The sequence below is a fragment of the Pseudomonas cyclaminis genome, from assembly GCF_015163715.1.
GTDB classification, from domain to species: Bacteria; Pseudomonadota; Gammaproteobacteria; order Pseudomonadales; family Pseudomonadaceae; genus Aquipseudomonas; species Aquipseudomonas cyclaminis.
In genome coordinates this window covers 1-15,304 of sequence record NZ_JADDUM010000259.1, presented here as the reverse complement: position 1 = coordinate 15,304, position 15,304 = coordinate 1, and the positions used below count along the sequence as shown (strand labels likewise).

The 15,304-nt window shown below is 63.2% G+C and carries 13 protein-coding genes and 1 pseudogene; 6 read left to right on the top strand and 8 right to left on the bottom strand.

Going from position 1 to position 15,304, the window contains the following annotated elements; all coding sequences use genetic code 11:
* Window positions 1–72: 72 nt before the first annotated feature.
* From cfaB to hflK (IQK56_RS27010), 8 genes and pseudogenes are all read right to left on the bottom strand, one after another.
* Window positions 73–1,257 (bottom strand): C17 cyclopropane fatty acid synthase CfaB, encoded by a 1,185-nt coding sequence (gene cfaB, locus IQK56_RS27045; protein WP_099586098.1) that lies wholly within the window; start codon window positions 1,255–1,257, stop codon window positions 73–75.
* Between the two features lie 86 nt (window positions 1,258–1,343).
* On the bottom strand, window positions 1,344–2,132 hold the full coding sequence (locus tag IQK56_RS27040; RefSeq protein ID WP_150674544.1) for an HvfC/BufC N-terminal domain-containing protein: 789 nt from the start codon (window positions 2,130–2,132) through the stop codon (window positions 1,344–1,346).
* Window positions 2,123–2,968 (bottom strand): MNIO family bufferin maturase, encoded by an 846-nt coding sequence (gene bufB / locus IQK56_RS27035; RefSeq protein ID WP_122308646.1) that lies wholly within the window; start codon window positions 2,966–2,968, stop codon window positions 2,123–2,125. The genes IQK56_RS27040 and bufB overlap by 10 nt, the downstream gene beginning before the upstream one ends.
* A gap of 65 nt (window positions 2,969–3,033) precedes the next feature.
* Window positions 3,034–3,285: a BufA2 family periplasmic bufferin-type metallophore gene (gene bufA2 / locus IQK56_RS27030; protein WP_122308648.1), complete on the bottom strand. Its 252-nt coding sequence runs from the start codon at window positions 3,283–3,285 to the stop codon at window positions 3,034–3,036.
* A gap of 117 nt (window positions 3,286–3,402) precedes the next feature.
* Complete coding sequence (locus IQK56_RS27025) at window positions 3,403–5,289, bottom strand: cation-translocating P-type ATPase (RefSeq protein WP_150761851.1); 1,887 nt, start codon at window positions 5,287–5,289, stop codon at window positions 3,403–3,405.
* On the bottom strand, window positions 5,286–6,320 hold the full coding sequence (gene hflK / locus IQK56_RS27020) for a protease modulator HflK (protein WP_150674546.1): 1,035 nt from the start codon (window positions 6,318–6,320) through the stop codon (window positions 5,286–5,288). Before hflK (IQK56_RS27020) ends, IQK56_RS27025 begins: the two co-directional genes overlap by 4 nt.
* Window positions 6,317–7,312 carry a protease modulator HflC gene (gene hflC, locus IQK56_RS27015; protein ID WP_425274541.1) on the bottom strand — a complete coding sequence of 332 codons (996 nt, stop codon included), beginning with the start codon at window positions 7,310–7,312 and terminating at the stop codon, window positions 6,317–6,319. Before hflC ends, hflK (IQK56_RS27020) begins: the two co-directional genes overlap by 4 nt.
* Before the next feature lie 9 nt (window positions 7,313–7,321).
* Window positions 7,322–9,225 (bottom strand): annotated as a pseudogene (hflK, locus tag IQK56_RS27010) (protease modulator HflK).
* A gap of 320 nt (window positions 9,226–9,545) precedes the next feature.
* Between hflK (IQK56_RS27010) and IQK56_RS27005 the strand changes: the two are divergent.
* From IQK56_RS27005 to IQK56_RS26980, 6 genes are read left to right on the top strand one after another with little or no spacing between them, the layout of a single operon-like run.
* Window positions 9,546–10,163 (top strand): CDP-alcohol phosphatidyltransferase family protein, encoded by a 618-nt coding sequence (locus tag IQK56_RS27005; protein WP_099586106.1) that lies wholly within the window; start codon window positions 9,546–9,548, stop codon window positions 10,161–10,163.
* 10 nt (window positions 10,164–10,173) lie between these two features.
* Window positions 10,174–11,928 (top strand): bifunctional alpha/beta hydrolase/class I SAM-dependent methyltransferase, encoded by a 1,755-nt coding sequence (locus IQK56_RS27000; RefSeq protein WP_193862165.1) that lies wholly within the window; start codon window positions 10,174–10,176, stop codon window positions 11,926–11,928.
* Window positions 11,929–11,930: 2 nt separating this feature from the next.
* Entirely contained in the window at window positions 11,931–13,229 is a 1,299-nt protein-coding gene (locus IQK56_RS26995) for a phosphatase PAP2/dual specificity phosphatase family protein (RefSeq protein ID WP_193901888.1), read from the top strand.
* Window positions 13,219–13,662, top strand: coding sequence for a hypothetical protein (locus tag IQK56_RS26990; RefSeq protein WP_122306941.1), 444 nt, complete (start codon window positions 13,219–13,221; stop codon window positions 13,660–13,662). Before IQK56_RS26995 ends, IQK56_RS26990 begins: the two co-directional genes overlap by 11 nt.
* A gap of 9 nt (window positions 13,663–13,671) precedes the next feature.
* Complete coding sequence (locus IQK56_RS26985; RefSeq protein ID WP_099586110.1) at window positions 13,672–14,292, top strand: lysophospholipid acyltransferase family protein; 621 nt, start codon at window positions 13,672–13,674, stop codon at window positions 14,290–14,292.
* Window position 14,293: 1 nt separating this feature from the next.
* Window positions 14,294–15,226, top strand: a complete 933-nt coding sequence (locus IQK56_RS26980) for a phosphatidate cytidylyltransferase (RefSeq protein ID WP_032885177.1) — start codon at window positions 14,294–14,296, stop codon at window positions 15,224–15,226.
* The last annotated feature ends 78 nt before the right edge of the window (window positions 15,227–15,304 follow it).

Below are 15,304 nucleotides of genomic sequence, written 5' to 3'. Positions count from 1 at the left end.
CCCCGATTGCAGAGTGTCAGTCGCAACATACATGACTGATACACCGCAATCGGGGGGCAAGCCCCCTCCCACTCAGCGGTACAGATCCTCCCGCGTCCACGGCAGTTCATGGCTGCCATCGGCATGGGGCTTGACCGCCAGGATCTGGTGCAGGTTGATCCAACCCCGCGCAAACGCATAGGCACAACCGGCCAAGTACAACCGCCAGATACGCAATGCCTGCTCCGGCACCATCTTCGCCGCCGCCTCCAGGTTGTCTTCCAGGCGCTCGCTCCAGTGGTCCAGAGTGCGGGCGTAATGCAGGCGCAGGCTTTCGACGTCGACCACTTCCAGCCCGACTTCGCTGATCTCGGCGGTCATCATCGCCAGGTGTGGCAGCTCACCGTTGGGAAACACATAGCGCTCGATAAACTCGCCGGCGCCACGGCCCACCGGGCGGCCGTCGGTGTGCTTGGCGGTGATGCCATGGTTCATCACCAGGCCGCCTTCACGCACGGCACCGAACAGGGTCTGGCAGTACTGCGCCAGGTTGGCGTGACCGACGTGTTCGAACATGCCCACGCTCACCACTTTGTCGAAACGGCCATCCTGGGGCAGGTCGCGGTAGTCCAGCAGTTGCAGGTCGATCTGGTCGTCCAGGCCCTCGGCGCTCACCCGCTCCCGAGCCAATGCCAACTGCTCCTTGCTCAGGGTGATACCAAACACCTTCACCCCGAATTCCCGCGCCGCAAAACGCGCCAGCCCGCCCCATCCGCACCCAACGTCGAGCAAATACTCGCCCGGCTGCAAGCGCAGCTTGCGGCACAGGTGGCGGAATTTGTCTTGTTGGGCCTGGTCGATGGATTCGCTGCCGGTTTCGAAATAACCGCAGGAGTACGCCATGTCCTGATCCAGCCACAGCTGGTAGAACGCGTTGGACAGGTCGTAATGGTAGGAAATGGCCGCAGCGTCGGTGGCCTTGTCGTGGATCGAGCGCACCGGATGACTGCCACCGTCATCCTCGACTAGAGCATGACTCAGCTCATCACACACCCGGATCACTTCGCTGATGGAGCCTTCCAGCTCCAGTTTGCCCTCGACGAAGGCTTCGCCCAGTGAGTCGAGCGTGGGATGGGTCAGTTGCGAGACGACCGTGGGGTCCTTCACCACGATGGTCACACTGGGCTCGGGGCCCAAGTTGAATTCATGGCCGTCCCAGAGTCGCAGACGCAGCGGTAGCTGAAGATTCTGTAAGGCCGGTGGAAGTTGCGCGAGCATGAGTGGTCCCCCCTTGTTTCAGACGTCTGAAATGAGGGTAGACCATCCCAATAAAAGTAGGAGGCTATCGATTTGATAGCCCGCTTCTATGGGGCTCGGCGTTGGAGCAAACCGTCCTGGACCCACTGTTTCAGCCATGTAACAGCCTGCAGCGGCGCACCCTCTGCATAAGTGACTGCCAGTTGCTCGCACAGTTCTGCGAACGTCCAACCGGTCGTCACCATACCGGACAACGCAAAGGCCTCTGCGGGCTCCAGGCTGCGGTAATGGCACACATGCTGATGGCGCCATACCAGGCAAATCTGTGCGAGGTCCAAGCTGTGGCTGTCGGGGAAGTCCGCGTCATCCTTGCTGGCACGCCAGATGGCGACGCTGTTGAAGTGGCACAGTCGCTGTTGCACGGACGGCACCAAGGTGACTTGCAAACCCGGCCAATCCTCAGGCGGCAGCAGCGCCATATCATTCAGGGTCAGCGGTTGGCCTTCCAGCGCATCGAACGCCAGGGTGAAGGCCCACTCCAACTGGGCCAGCTCCGCCAGCGGTGCACTTTGTTCGGCCACCAGATGCTCGTGGATAAACGCCGGCAATCGCTCGCCGAGCCAACGCAGGCTGTAATGGGCCGACGGATAACGGCGTACATACGCGTGGGTCAGCGCGGCAAACTCATCATCCCCCAGCCAATACAGGATGGCGCTGAAGTCATGCCGCAACACGTCCTGCAACCGTGCGATATAGGCGTTGTGGTAGATCGCCAGGCCCGTGTCCACATCCAGCGTCGGCCCGCCCAGCAAAGTCGTGGCGAAGCCACTGTTGGCATCCGGCGTCTGGGCTAATAAATACTGTTCGAAGGCCAACTGCCAATCGGTCAGGCGCATACGGCTCTCCTGGCCAAGGCGGTGGCGCCCAGTTCGCGGGCTTTGCTCAACTCGGTGAGCAGCTCCTCGAATGGCGGAAAATGGTCGTCGCGCTCCAACAATGTCGAGACCGGCCCCAAATGCTCCAGGGTCTGTTGATACAGCGCCCACACCGGATCACACACCGGGTGGTCGTGGGTATCGACCACGTAGTCGCCATAGTCCATATGCCCGGCCAGATGCAGCTGGCGAATGCTGTCGGGCGGCAAGTTGCGGATAAAGGTCCAGGCATCGAAGCCATGGTTGCGCGAACTGACGTACACATTGTTGACGTCCAGCAACAACTGGCAGCCCGACAGATGGGCCAGGGCGTTGAGGAATTCCCACTCGGTGAATTCATCCGCCTTGGCGCGCACATAACTGGAGACGTTTTCCAGCACCAATGGGCGCTGCAATACGTCCTGCACTTGGCGAACGCGGCTGGCGACGTGATAAAGGCTTTCTTCGGTGTAAGGCAGCGGCAGCAGGTCATGCAACTGGTGCGCACTGCCGCGGCTCCAGCACAGATGATCGGAAACCCACGCCGGCTGGATGCGCTCGGCGAGCTGTTTGATTTGTTTCAGGTAATCGATATCGAGGGCGTGGGGCCCGCCGATGGACAGGGACACGCCGTGCATGACCAAGGGATAGCGCTCGGCTATCGCGTCCAGGAAGTACAAGGCTTTACCGCCCTGCACCAGATAATTCTCGGAGATCACTTCGAACCAATCCACGGCCGGCGATTGTTCAAGGATCTGCTGGTAGTACTCACTGCGTAAACCCAGGCCGTAACCCAGACTTGGAAGGGAAGCGGACATGACTGACTCCTGGGGAAAGTGTCCGCAGCGCAAGGGGCTGGCGCTGCGGTTGCACTCGTTGCCGGTTATTCGCCGACTTTGCCGCCAGCTGCGTCACACGCTGCCTTGGTCATGGACTTGAAGCCGTGGCCCTTGCAGACCGCCTGGCCTTTGCAGGCGTTTTCAGCGGTCTTGCAGTCGTTCATGCCTTTGCAGGAGGTTACGCCGTAGCAATGCACTGAAGCGTCTGCGGCCTGTGCCTGGGTCGCAACACCGGCGAACATAGTGGCGGCGGCCATAGCGAAAGCGGCACCAGCAGCAGCGGATTTAATGTTCATTGTTGTAGTCCTCATGATCGGTAGTGGTGTCGGTCTGAACGGATTGCTCAGTCTCGACACACCACTAGAGTGAGGCCCCCCGACGGCGTTACAGCGATGTGCAAATATTTCTGAAAATTATTCGTCGAGCTTCAACAGTGGCTCGTGAAAGCGTAGCAAACGCCCGGCGTTTCCCAACACCAGCAACGTGCTGAGGTTGTGCAGCACGGCCGCGATCATCGCGCCTGCGGCACCCAGCCAGCCAAACGCGGCGAACACCACAATTGCCAGCGTCCAGCCCAGACCGATGATCACATTGACCTGCAACGTGTGCCGGCACTGGCGACTCAAGCGCACACAGGTGCCCAGGCGGCGCAGGTCGCTGCCGATCAGCACCACGTCCGCCGAGGCCAGCGCGATGTCCGCCCCGCCCGCCCCCATGGCTACGCCAACCACCCCGGCCTTGAGCGCCAGGGAATCGTTGATCCCATCGCCCACCACCATCGGCCGGAAGCCGCTGCCGATTTCCCCCAGCACGCGGTTGAGCTTGTCCTCGGGCAACGCCTGGGCTTCGACATCGCTGATGCCCACGTCCAGGGCCAGGCTGTCGGCCACGCTTTGGCGGTCGCCCGTCAGCAGCAATTGGCGGCCCAGGCCCAGCTCGCGCAGTTCTTGCAAGGCTTGGCGGGCTTCCGGCTTGACGCTGTCGGCCAGCAACAGCCAGGCGAGAAACTGCCCGTTCAGCGCCAGCCCGGCAATCGGGCCGTCATGGTTGGGCACGCCCGTGGTGGCAATGCCCAACTGCGCGAACAACTCCGGTCGCCCAAGGGCCGCTTCGCCCTGCCCTGTGTGTGCCACGACGCCCAGGCCCTGGCGTTCGCGAATATCCGTGAGCGCCAGCATTTGCTCCTGAGTCGCCAACCCCGCCAACGCGCGGCTGACCGGGTGGCTACTGGCCGAACCGAGGCTGGCCGCAAGGTTTAGCAGCGCCTGGCGATCGGTCGAGGATGTCTCGATGGACTGCAATCTCAGCGTGCCGTAGGTCAGAGTGCCGGTCTTGTCGACCACCAGCGAGGTCAAGTCCGCCAGCTCTTCCAGGAACGCCGAGCTGCGAATCAGAATCCCATGACGCGCCGCCACCGCGATCCCGGCAATCGCCGTGGCCGGCGCCGACAGCACCAACGCACACGGACACGCCGCCACCAACACGGCGAGCATCGCCTGGGCATCGTTGGTCACAAACCAGGTGACCGCCGCCAGCAGCAGCACCAGCACCATATAGCTGCCCGCATAGCGCTCCAGCAGCCGCGTGATCGGTGGCTTGGACCGCTCGGCGTTCTGCATCAGCGCGATGACCTTGCCCAAGGTCGACTCGTTGCCGGTGCGCGTCACTTCAAGACGCAGCAGGCCGTCGAGATTGATCGCCCCGCCAAATACCTGCACACCCACGCTCGCCTCCAAGGGCACCGACTCGCCGGTGATCGGCGCCGTGTCCAGGCTCGCCTGGCCGGACAACACCACACCGTCGGCGGGCACGCGGTCACCGGCACGCACTTCGACGATATCGCCGGTGTTCAACGTGCCGTTATCCACCTCGACGATGCTGCCGTCGGCCTGCACCAACCGCGCATGGCTGCGGGTCAGTTTGCCCAAGGCATGGATCGCTTCCTGAGAGCCGATCACGCTGCGCTCTTCCAGCACATGGCCGAAGATCATAATGATCGGCAGCAACGCCGCCGTCAGCAGATCGCCGGTGGCCCAGGCGCCGAGCATGGCCAAGGCGATAAGTTGATCGGTGATCCCATGCAAGCTGGGGAACCGCAGGCTGTACCACGCTGAACGCATCACCGGCACGGCCACCAGCAGCGATGCCACGCCCAGCAGCAGCTGACTGACGCCGGTCTGGTCCGGTGCGAGCCAGCGCCACACCAGGCCCAGTACGAGCAAGCCCAGCGCCAGCATGGCCAGGGTCAATTGCCGGGCAGCGCTGCGCTGCTCGGCGGAGGTCAACATAGGTGCGCTCATTGCTCGGCTCCCTGGATGATCAAGCGGGAGTCGTCTTTAGGGTCGACCGTGGTCACGGAACCCGCCTGGCCGAGAATTTTCGGCAGGCGCTCGCGGTACAGCCGCAGCAGCAAACCCGGGTCTTTGACCTGGGCGAGGCTGGCGACCGTGGCGGTTTGCGCCTTGGCACTGGCCAGGCGCTCGCTGGCCTGGGCGTGGGCAACCTGCACCACACGATCCGCTTGCTGATTGGCGGTTTGGGTGAGTTTTTCGGCTTCGGTGCGCGCATTGGCCACCGCTTTATCGGCTTGCTGACTGGCCGTCAGCACCGCATTGAACGCATTCACCGCCGGGCTCGGCAGGCTCGACTGCACATCAACGCGAGTGACTTCGATGCCCAGGCCCAGGCCGCTGGAGGTCAACTCCGACAGCCGTTTATTGATGCCTTGCACCAGGTCACCGCGCAAGCGCTCACGCCGTTCGGCGGCGCTATTGTCAGTGCCGATCAGTTCCGGACGCGCCACCAAAATCGTGTCCAGATCCCGGGCCGCCGTCAGGGCCACGGCGCTGCGCGTGACCAGCCGATCCAGGGCCGGCAACACATGCTCGCCCTGCAACACAAAGGAATACGGTTCGGTGACCTTGTAGAACACCCGCACATCCAGCTGCACCACGCCGGCATCGCCGGTCAGCAGGTAACCGGAACCGGCCAGGGCATCGCTCAGCGGCGTGGCGAAACTGGCCACGCGTTCAGCCTGCACCGCGGCCTCCGAACGCAGCAGGTTTTCCACCCGCCGCTCGATCACGCGGTCGGCAGCCGGCAACAACACCACTTGCTCAAAGGGCTGCGGCCAGGCCAACAGCAAGCCAGCATTCTGAATGCGGTCGAGGGCGCCGAAGTGCAGCACCACGGCGCGGTTTTGCGGGTCGATCTGGCGCACGTTGGAAAACGCCCAGGCCAACGCCGCCAACACGGTCACCGCGTACAGAGCCATGAAGGTCAGGCGCCCGGCCTGGATCCACGGGCTGTCCGGGCTGTCACGCTCGGTCATGGCTGGACGTCCTTCGGCCCGTCCACCAGTGCGCGAAACGGCGCGGCGTCGGTGCGCAGGATGATCTTGGTGCCCGGCGTCACCACGGTGCCCAGTGTATCCAGCGAGCGCAGCAAGTTGTACAGCTGGGGATTACCGGCGTAGGCCCGCCCGTAAATCTGCGCAGCCTCGACTCGCGATTGCGCTTCGATATCGGCGGCTTTCACTGTGGCGTCAGCCTGCACAATGCGCGCGTCGCGCTCGGCGGCGGAGCGGATCTGCGCTGCTTCGCGCTTGCCCACGGCGGTGCGTTCGGTGGCGATGGTTTCGCGCTCGGCACGCATGCGGTCGACGGTGGCGGTAAGGGTCACCGACGGCAAGGTCAGGCGTTCGATGCCAACCTGGGCCACGCGCACGCCGTAGGTGGTGAGCAATTGTTGATCAATCTGCTGGCGCAATTGCGCTTCGAAATCGGCGATGCGCACTTGGCTGGCGTCGGTGTTGATCAGGCTGGACAGGTCAAAACTGGCCGCCGTGGTTTCCAGCGCCGAGCCGACGAAGGTGCGAATCTGCCGCGCCGCCTCATCCGGCTGATTTTGTACTGCACGCATAAAGCGCTGCACGTTGTCGGCATCGCCTTGCACCTGCCACGCTACATAGGCCTGCACGATGATGCGCAGGCCGTCGCGGGTGCCCACGTCCTGCAAGCCGCTGGAGGTCGTGCGCAGGCGCAGGTCCACCGGGATCGCCGCTTCGAACGGCGCCGGCCAGCGCCAGCCCAGGCCCGGCTCCAGCAGCACCCGCGATGGGTTGCCGAACCGCGTGATCACCGTGGCTTCGCCGGAACGCACTTGCACCAGGCTGGCCGCTGCGACCGCAAACAACACCAGCAACGCGGCCCAGGCCATGCGCCGCCAAGGGAAGGGGCCAGCAGCGTGCACGTCACCGTGGTGGTGGTGGCCGTGATGATGGTGATGACCGTGATCGTGATCGTGAGAATGAGCGCTCAACAGACAGACTCCTTATTGAACGGCGTTACGCGGCAGCGACGGATCGGCCGGCAAGGTAAAAGAACGCAGATCGATCGTCGGTGCGCCATCGGCGCCCAGGCGATGATCCAGAATCAGCAGCTTGGCGTGGGCCAGGCCTTGGCTGAGTTGGCCGAGGTACTGTTCCAGCACGAAGGCTTGGCCGACGCTGGCGTAGGCCTTTTGTTCGGCGGTGAAACGCAGGTTGGCCGCCTGGGCGCCGGCAATCACTTCATGGGCAGTGGCCGTGGCTTGATCGCGGGCGGTGCTGGCTTGCAGCAGGGCTTGGTTGGTCTGCTCGCTGGCCGCGCCACGTTCGCGGGAGATCAGGGCCTGGGCGCCGATCTGCGCGGCTTGCACGCCGTGATAGGCATTGGCGGCACGGCCGGTGGGTGGATGGCTTCGACCACGGTGGCGAGGATTTCCACACCACTGTGGAGTGCGTGCAGATCCGCCTGCACGGCGCGGCCCACTTCGTCAGCCAGGCTGGTGCGTTGCTCGCCGAGCAATTCGTCGAGGGTGCGCGAAGCAAAATCGTGCACGAGGATGCGGCTGGCGGTGCTGCGGATCAGGGTCGGCACGTCCGCGCTGTTATAGGTGGCGGCCAGCGCGGCCTCGTCGGTCAGGCCGATGCGGTAGACGAAGCGCACGTCCATATTGACGATCTGGAAGCCCTGTTTGTCGCCGCTGCTGCTGGCGATGACCTGGGATTTGTCGTTCACATGGCTGGCGTCCCACAAGCGATTGGCAATCAACGGCGCCGGGCCTTCCGCCGGGGCCAGTTCGGGCGAGGCGGCTTCGCTGACGCTGGTGGCCAGTTCATGCACCACGCCGTTTTCCACCTTGATGACGCGGCCCAATGGCCACGGCAGCCCGGCATGCAGGCCAGGGCCGAAGACCTGCACCGGTTTGCCGAATCGCTCATAAATCCCACGGCCTTGCAGGGGCACTTCGTGCACGCCGGTCAGCGCCCAGCCGACCGCCAGCACCACCAGCAGCACCGGCCAAAATGCGCGGCGCATGTAGGTAAAGGCCCAGATTTGCCGCAGGTCGATGCCGAAGCGGTTGTGCAATTCGTGCTGCAACGCCAGCAAAGGTTGTGGCGGCCAGCGCAGCAATCCGGCGATAAAACTTTGCGCCATCAGACGCGGTTCGAGGTGCGGTTGGCGTGGGCTGAACAGTGACAACGCGCCTCTGAACAGAAACTCCACCGCCACCAGCGCCGGCAGCAGCCCCATCAACACCGCCAGGCGCAACGGCCATACAGACTCGGCGCCGGCAAACAGCAGGCAAATCGCGCTGACCACCAGGCAACTGATCGCCACCCGGCTCACCTGCGCCAGCTGCGAAGCTTCCGGCCATTGCGCGGCGGTTTCCTGGGCCAGGCGTCGTTCGAACACCAGCAAGCCAAACGCCAGGGCCAACGCCAGCGCGGCGCCGATGCTGGCGGACTGGCCCACAGCCGCAGCCGGCAACGCCAGGTTCCAGAACTCGACGATGCTGACCAGCGCCAGCAGCGACCAACCCGCGAGCCAGAGCACGGGCGTGCCGATCTGTCCGACCAAGCGCCCTGCGAGGCGTGCATAGCGACCGGTTTCTTCCTGCTTCAATTCAACCGTCGGCGCTTCAAGCGCCTGGGCACGCCAATCGGCCACCCACCACGCCGACTGCAAACAGGCCACCAGCACCAGCAACGCCGAGGCGCAGTTGATCAGCACCACCGGCCAGATCGACACCGGCGCAAACAGCGCAACAAACAACGCCAGCACCCAACCGCCTACGGCCAGTACCGTCAGGCCGATACCGGCCTGGCGCAACCGACGGGCATGGAACAGCCCCTGCTGAAAACGCGGCAGGCCTTCAACCGAAGCGCCGTCAGCTTCTAGATCCACTTGCATCCCAACACGCCCGCTTGTACACAATTCGTTACGATATAACACGCGGCGTGAAATTTTTGTTCGATAAACACCGCTTTTGAATACAACACACATCCCCTGTGGGAGGGGGCTTGCCCCCGATAGCGGTGGATCAGTCGGCACATACATCAACTGACAGACTGCCATCGCGGGCACGCCCCCTCCCACATTTGTCCCTCAGTGCTCTCCAGATCGTGACTAAACCCCCATAAACACGCGCCATCACTGGTGAACAACGTGATTAATCGGCACACTCCAAACCAGTTTTTCGCGGGCTCACGGACAAGGAAGCGTCACTCCCCATGATTTCGATCTATCAGCTCAAACCGCGTTTTCAAAACCTGCTGCGCCCCCTCGTGCAGCGCCTCTACGACAACGGCACCACCGCCAACCAGATCACCGTGCTGGCCGGGGTGATTTCCCTGCTGGTGGGCCTGCTGATCGCCAGCTTCGCCCACCATCTGTGGCTGTTTGCGCTGATCCCGCTGTGGATGATTGCGCGCATGGCCCTCAATGCCATCGACGGCATGCTCGCCCGTGAGTTCGGCCAACAGTCGCGCTTGGGCGCCTACCTCAACGAACTGTGCGACGTGATTGCCGACAGCGCGCTGATCCTGCCCTTTGCGCTGATCCCCGGCGTGAGCCTGGCGCCAGTGCTGCTGGTGGCCTTGCTCGCGGTGTTCAGCGAATACGCCGGTGTGCTCGGGCCGATGGTCGGTGCATCGCGGCGCTACGACGGGCCGATGGGCAAGAGTGATCGGGCCTTTGTACTCGGCGTGCTGGCCACCGGTGTAGCACTGGGCTGGCTCGGCGCGGGTTGGGTCGACACGGTGATGTGGCTGGTCGCCGCCCTGCTCGCCTACACCCTGGTCAACCGCGTACGCCAAGGCCTGAAAGAAACCCCTTCCCCTTCTGCATAAGGATTTTGCGATGCGCGAACAGCAAGCACACACTTTCAGCACCCATGATGGCGTCGAGCTTTTTTACCGACACTGGCCGGCCACTTCCCCTGCGGATAGCGCGCCACGCCAGGCGATCGTGCTGTTCCATCGCGGCCACGAGCATTCGGGGCGCATCGCCCATCTGGTCGATGAGCTGAACCTGCCTCAATTCGACTTCTTCGCCTGGGACGCCCGCGGCCACGGCCAATCCCCCGGCGAGCGTGGCGACAGCCCCAGCTTCGCCACCAGCGCCCGCGACGTGCAGACCTTCTGCGACCATATCGGCGCCACTTACGGCATCCAAGAAGAGAATTTCGCGGTGATCGCCCAAAGCGTCGGCGCGGTGATCGCGGCCACTTGGGTCCACGATTACGCGCCGAAAATCCGCGCTCTGGTGCTCGCCTCGCCAGCGTTCAAGGTCAAGCTGTACGTGCCGTTCGCGCGTCCGGGGCTGGCGCTGATGCGCAAGTTTCGCGGCAATTTCTTCGTCAACAGTTACGTCAAGGCCAAGTTCCTCAGCCATGACCCGGAGCGGGTGGCGTCCTACGACAGCGATCCGCTGATCACCAAGGCCATCTCGGTGAATGTTCTGCTGGGCCTGTACGAAGCGGCCGACCGGGTTGTAGCCGATGCCCAGGCGATCCAGGTGCCGACTCAACTGCTCATCTCCGGCTCCGACTTCGTGGTGCATCGCAAACCCCAACAACAATTTTTCGACCGCCTCGGCAGCCTGAAAAAAGAGCTGCACATCCTCCCCGGCTTTTTCCACGACACCCTTGGTGAACGTGACCGCGCCGTAGCAGTGAGCAGCGCCCGGCGCTTTATCCTGCAAAACTTTGCACACCCGCTGGACCGCGCCTCCCTGCTCGACGCCGATAAACTCGGCGCCACCTGCGCCGAGTCCGAATCCCTCGCCGCGCCGCTGCCGCACAATTCCCTGCGCGACCTGTACTGGCGCATGACCCGCGCCAGCATGGGCCTGGGCAAGAACCTGTCGGATGGGGTGAAACTGGGCTTCGACACCGGTTTCGACTCCGGCAGCACCCTGGACTACGTTTACCGCAACACGCCTACCGGCAAGGGCGGCCTGGGGCGGATGATCGACACCAATTACCTCAATTCCATCGGCTGGCGCGGCATCCGCCAGCGCAAGCTCAACGTCGAGGAACTGCTGCGCCTGGCCATGGCCAAGCTGCGTGGGGATGATCGCCAAGTGCGTATCGTCGATATCGCCGCCGGCCACGGGCGTTACATCCTGGAAGCCTTGCAGGGCGTGTCGCCGCTGCCGGAATCGATCCTGCTGCGCGACTACAGTGACATCAACGTGCGCGACGGTGGCGCACTTATCCGCGAGAAAGGCCTGGGAGACATCGCGCAATTCGTCAAAGGCGATGCGTTCGACCGCACCGATCTGGCCGCTCTGGACCCCAAGCCGACCTTGGCGGTGGTGTCCGGGCTGTATGAATTGTTTGCCGATAACGCCATGGTCGGCGGTTCCCTGGCCGGCCTTGCCGAAGCCGTCGAACCCGGTGGTTACCTGGTGTACACCGGCCAGCCGTGGCACCCGCAACTGGAACTGATCGCCCGCGCATTGACCAGCCACCGCCAAGGTCAGGCCTGGGTGATGCGCCGTCGCAGCCAGGCAGAAATGGATCAACTGGTGGAGGCCGCAGGTTTCCGCAAGATCACCCAGCGTGTGGATGAGTGGGGCATCTTTACCGTGTCCCTGGCACAGAAGATCTGAACATGCGCGAACCCGGTTTGTTGAAACCCGCAGTGCTGTGGCTGCTGCTGTTGGCGCCGCTGTTTTTCAGCACCTACGGCTTTGCCACGTGGATCACCAGCCAGCGCAGCGACGTGGGCACGCTGGTGTTCGGCTGGGAAACCCATATGCCGTTCTGGGCCTGGACCATCGTGCCTTACTGGTCCATCGACCTGCTGTATGGTTTCTCGCTGCTGCTGCCCAACACCCGCCACGAACTCAAGCAACATGCGCTGCGCCTGCTGAGTGCCCAGGTGATTGCGGTGAGCTGTTTCCTGATCTGGCCGCTGCGTTTCACCTTCGAACGGCCGGAGCTGGATGGCGTATTTGGCTGGCTGTTTGCGGTGCTGGCGGGCTTCGACAAGCCGTTCAACCAGGCACCGTCGCTGCATATCGCGCTGCTGGTGATCTTGTGGGTCATGTTCCAACGTCATACCCAAGGTTTCTGGCGCTGGCTGGTGCATGGCTGGTTCGCGCTCATCGGGATTTCGGTGCTGACCACTTATCAACATCACTTTATCGACTTACCCACAGGCGCCCTCGCCGGCTGGGTGTGCGTGTGGTTGTGGCCGCTGGAACATCCGAGCCCGCTGCTGAATGCGCGAGTTGCCCGAGATGCGAAGCGCTGGCGGCTGGGCGTGCGTTACGGCCTGGGCGCGCTGGCCTTGATCATCCTGGCATTCAGCTTGGGCGGATGGTGGCTGTGGCTGCTGTGGCCAGCGGTTTCCCTGGGGCTGATCAAGGCGAACTATTTAGTGCTGGGGGCTGCGGGTTTCCAGAAGCGCGCCGATGGCCGGCTCACACCCGCCGCTCGCTGGTTGTATGCGCCCTATCTGGCGGGCGCCTGGATCAACTCCCGGCTGTGGACACGTAAACATCCACAGCCCGACCGGGTTGTGGATAACGTTTGGCTGGGGCGCATCCCTACGGCAAAGGAGCAGGATTCATTCAACGCCATTGTCGATCTGTGCGCAGAATTGCCGATTAATCCACAGGGCCGCGCCTATCAATGCATTCCCGTGCTGGACCTGATCGCACCGACACCCGTCGAGTGCGTGCAAGCGGCTGAAGCTATCGAACGCCTGCGTGCACAGGGCCCGCTGTTGGTGTGCTGCGCCCTCGGTTACTCACGCAGCGCCACCGCCGTCGCCGCCTGGCTGTTGCACAGTGGGCGAGCCACGACGGTGGACGCAGCGCTGACTATTATTCGTACAGCGCGGGCCGATGTGGTCCTGCACCCCGCTCACCGTGAAGCGTTGGAGGGTTTGCCCCATGCCCGCTGATATGGAACTCCAGGTCGTCGCCAGCCTGCTGCGTCGTGGCCGCTCGCTGGATCAGTTATCCACAGGCCTGACCGTGGCCGGTGTGTTGTTCGGCCTGGCGCAGTTGCTGATGCCGAGTGTTACGCCGATCTGCCTGTTGCTCAGCCTGTGGATGATTATCCTCGGGCTGTTGCAGAAGTACTGGGCGCTGCGCGTGGCCTTCGACGCCGACCTGTTCGCTTTGCTGGCCCGTGATACCGAGCGCACCGCCGATCTCGATCAGGCCCTGCAAACCCTCGGCCTGCAATCGCCCAAACGTGCCGGCCGACCTTGGACCGAGCGCCGTCGCGGCGCCCTCAAACTGTTGCGCAAACAAGCCTGGCTGCTGGGCGCGCAAGCGCTGCTGACCCTGGGCGTGATCCTCGCCAGCCCTTGGCTGCCTTTCGCCGGATAAGGAATCCTCATGTTCGAACCCGTGGTCGCCACGCTGATTACCTCCATGGCCCGCACTGTCACCGGGGCCCGCAGCCTGTGGTTGGGATGCGCGCCGGTGCCGGTGCAACGCATCTATTTCGCCAACCACAGCAGCCACGGCGACTTCGTGCTGTTGTGGGCCTCGCTGCCGCAAAACCTGCGCAAATTCACGCGCCCGGTGGCCGGCAGCGATTACTGGAATAAAAGCGCGCTGCGTCGCTACATCATCAACCGGGTGTTCAACGGCGTGCTGATCGACCGCGAACGCAAAGAGCCTGTGGATAACCCGTTGCAGCCGATGCTCGCCGCCCTGGAAGGCGGCGATTCGCTGATCATCTTCCCCGAAGGCACGCGCAATCCGGAGGACGGTTTGCTGCCGTTCAAAAGCGGGCTGTACCACCTGGCAAAAAGTTACCCACAGGCCGAATTGATCCCGGTGTGGATCGCTAACCTCAACCGGGTCATGCCCAAGGGGCGCGTCTTGCCGCTGCCGTTGTTATGCACCACCAGCTTTGGTGCACCACTGCAATTGGAGGACGGTGAAGACAAGGCGCTGTTCCTGGCCCGCACCCGCGACGCCTTGCTCGCCCTCGCCCCGGAGCATGTCTGACATGGATAGCCAAACCCTGATGTTATTCGGCGGGATCGGCGCGATCCTGGTGCTCGCCTCGCTGATCGGCCTGATCCTCAAACTGCGCACCCGTGGCACGCCAAACGCGGTGATCGACAACCTCAATGCCCGCATCAACGCCTGGTGGGTGATGGTGGTGGTGATCGGCATCGCCTTCTGGCTCGGCACCGGCGCGGTGATCCTGCTGTTCTACGCGGTGTCGTTCTACGCCCTGCGCGAATTCCTAACCCTCACCCCGACCCGGCGCAGCGACTACCCGGCCCTGGTGGCGGCGTTTTACCTGGCGCTGCCACTGCAATACCTGCTGATTTATTCGGACTGGTACGGGCTGTTCTCGATCTTCATCCCGGTTTACGTGTTTTTGCTGCTGCCGATCCTCGCCTCGCTGGGCGGCGATACCACACACTTCCTGGAACGTGCCTCGAAAGTGCAATGGGGCCTGATGATCGCGGTGTTCTGCGTGTCCTTCGTCCCGGCGTTGCTGACGCTGGACATCCCCGGCTACGAAGGCCGCAACCTGCTGCTGATCGCCTACCTGGTGATCGTGGTGCAGCTGTCGGACGTGCTCCAGTACGTGTGTGGGAAATTGTTCGGCAAACACAAGATCGCGCCCAACCTGTCGCCCTCTAAAACCGTGGAAGGCTTTGTCGGCGGGATCCTGCTGTCCTCCCTGATCGGCGCAGCGCTGTGGTGGACTACGCCGTTCAACCCGTGGCAGTCGTTCCTGATTGCGCTGTTGATCAACCTTCTGGGCTTTGCCGGCGGCATCGTCATGTCGGCGATCAAGCGCGACCGGGGCGTGAAGGACTGGGGTCACATGATCGAAGGCCACGGCGGGATGCTGGATCGGTTGGATTCGGTGTGCTTCGCCGCGCCGATCTTCTTCCACCTGGTGCGCTACTGGTGGACGTGACCCCACCGTTCGCAGCCCCAATGAGCTTAAAGGTTGACCTACAACCCCTGTGGTGAGCGGGCTTTTGTGGTGAGCGGG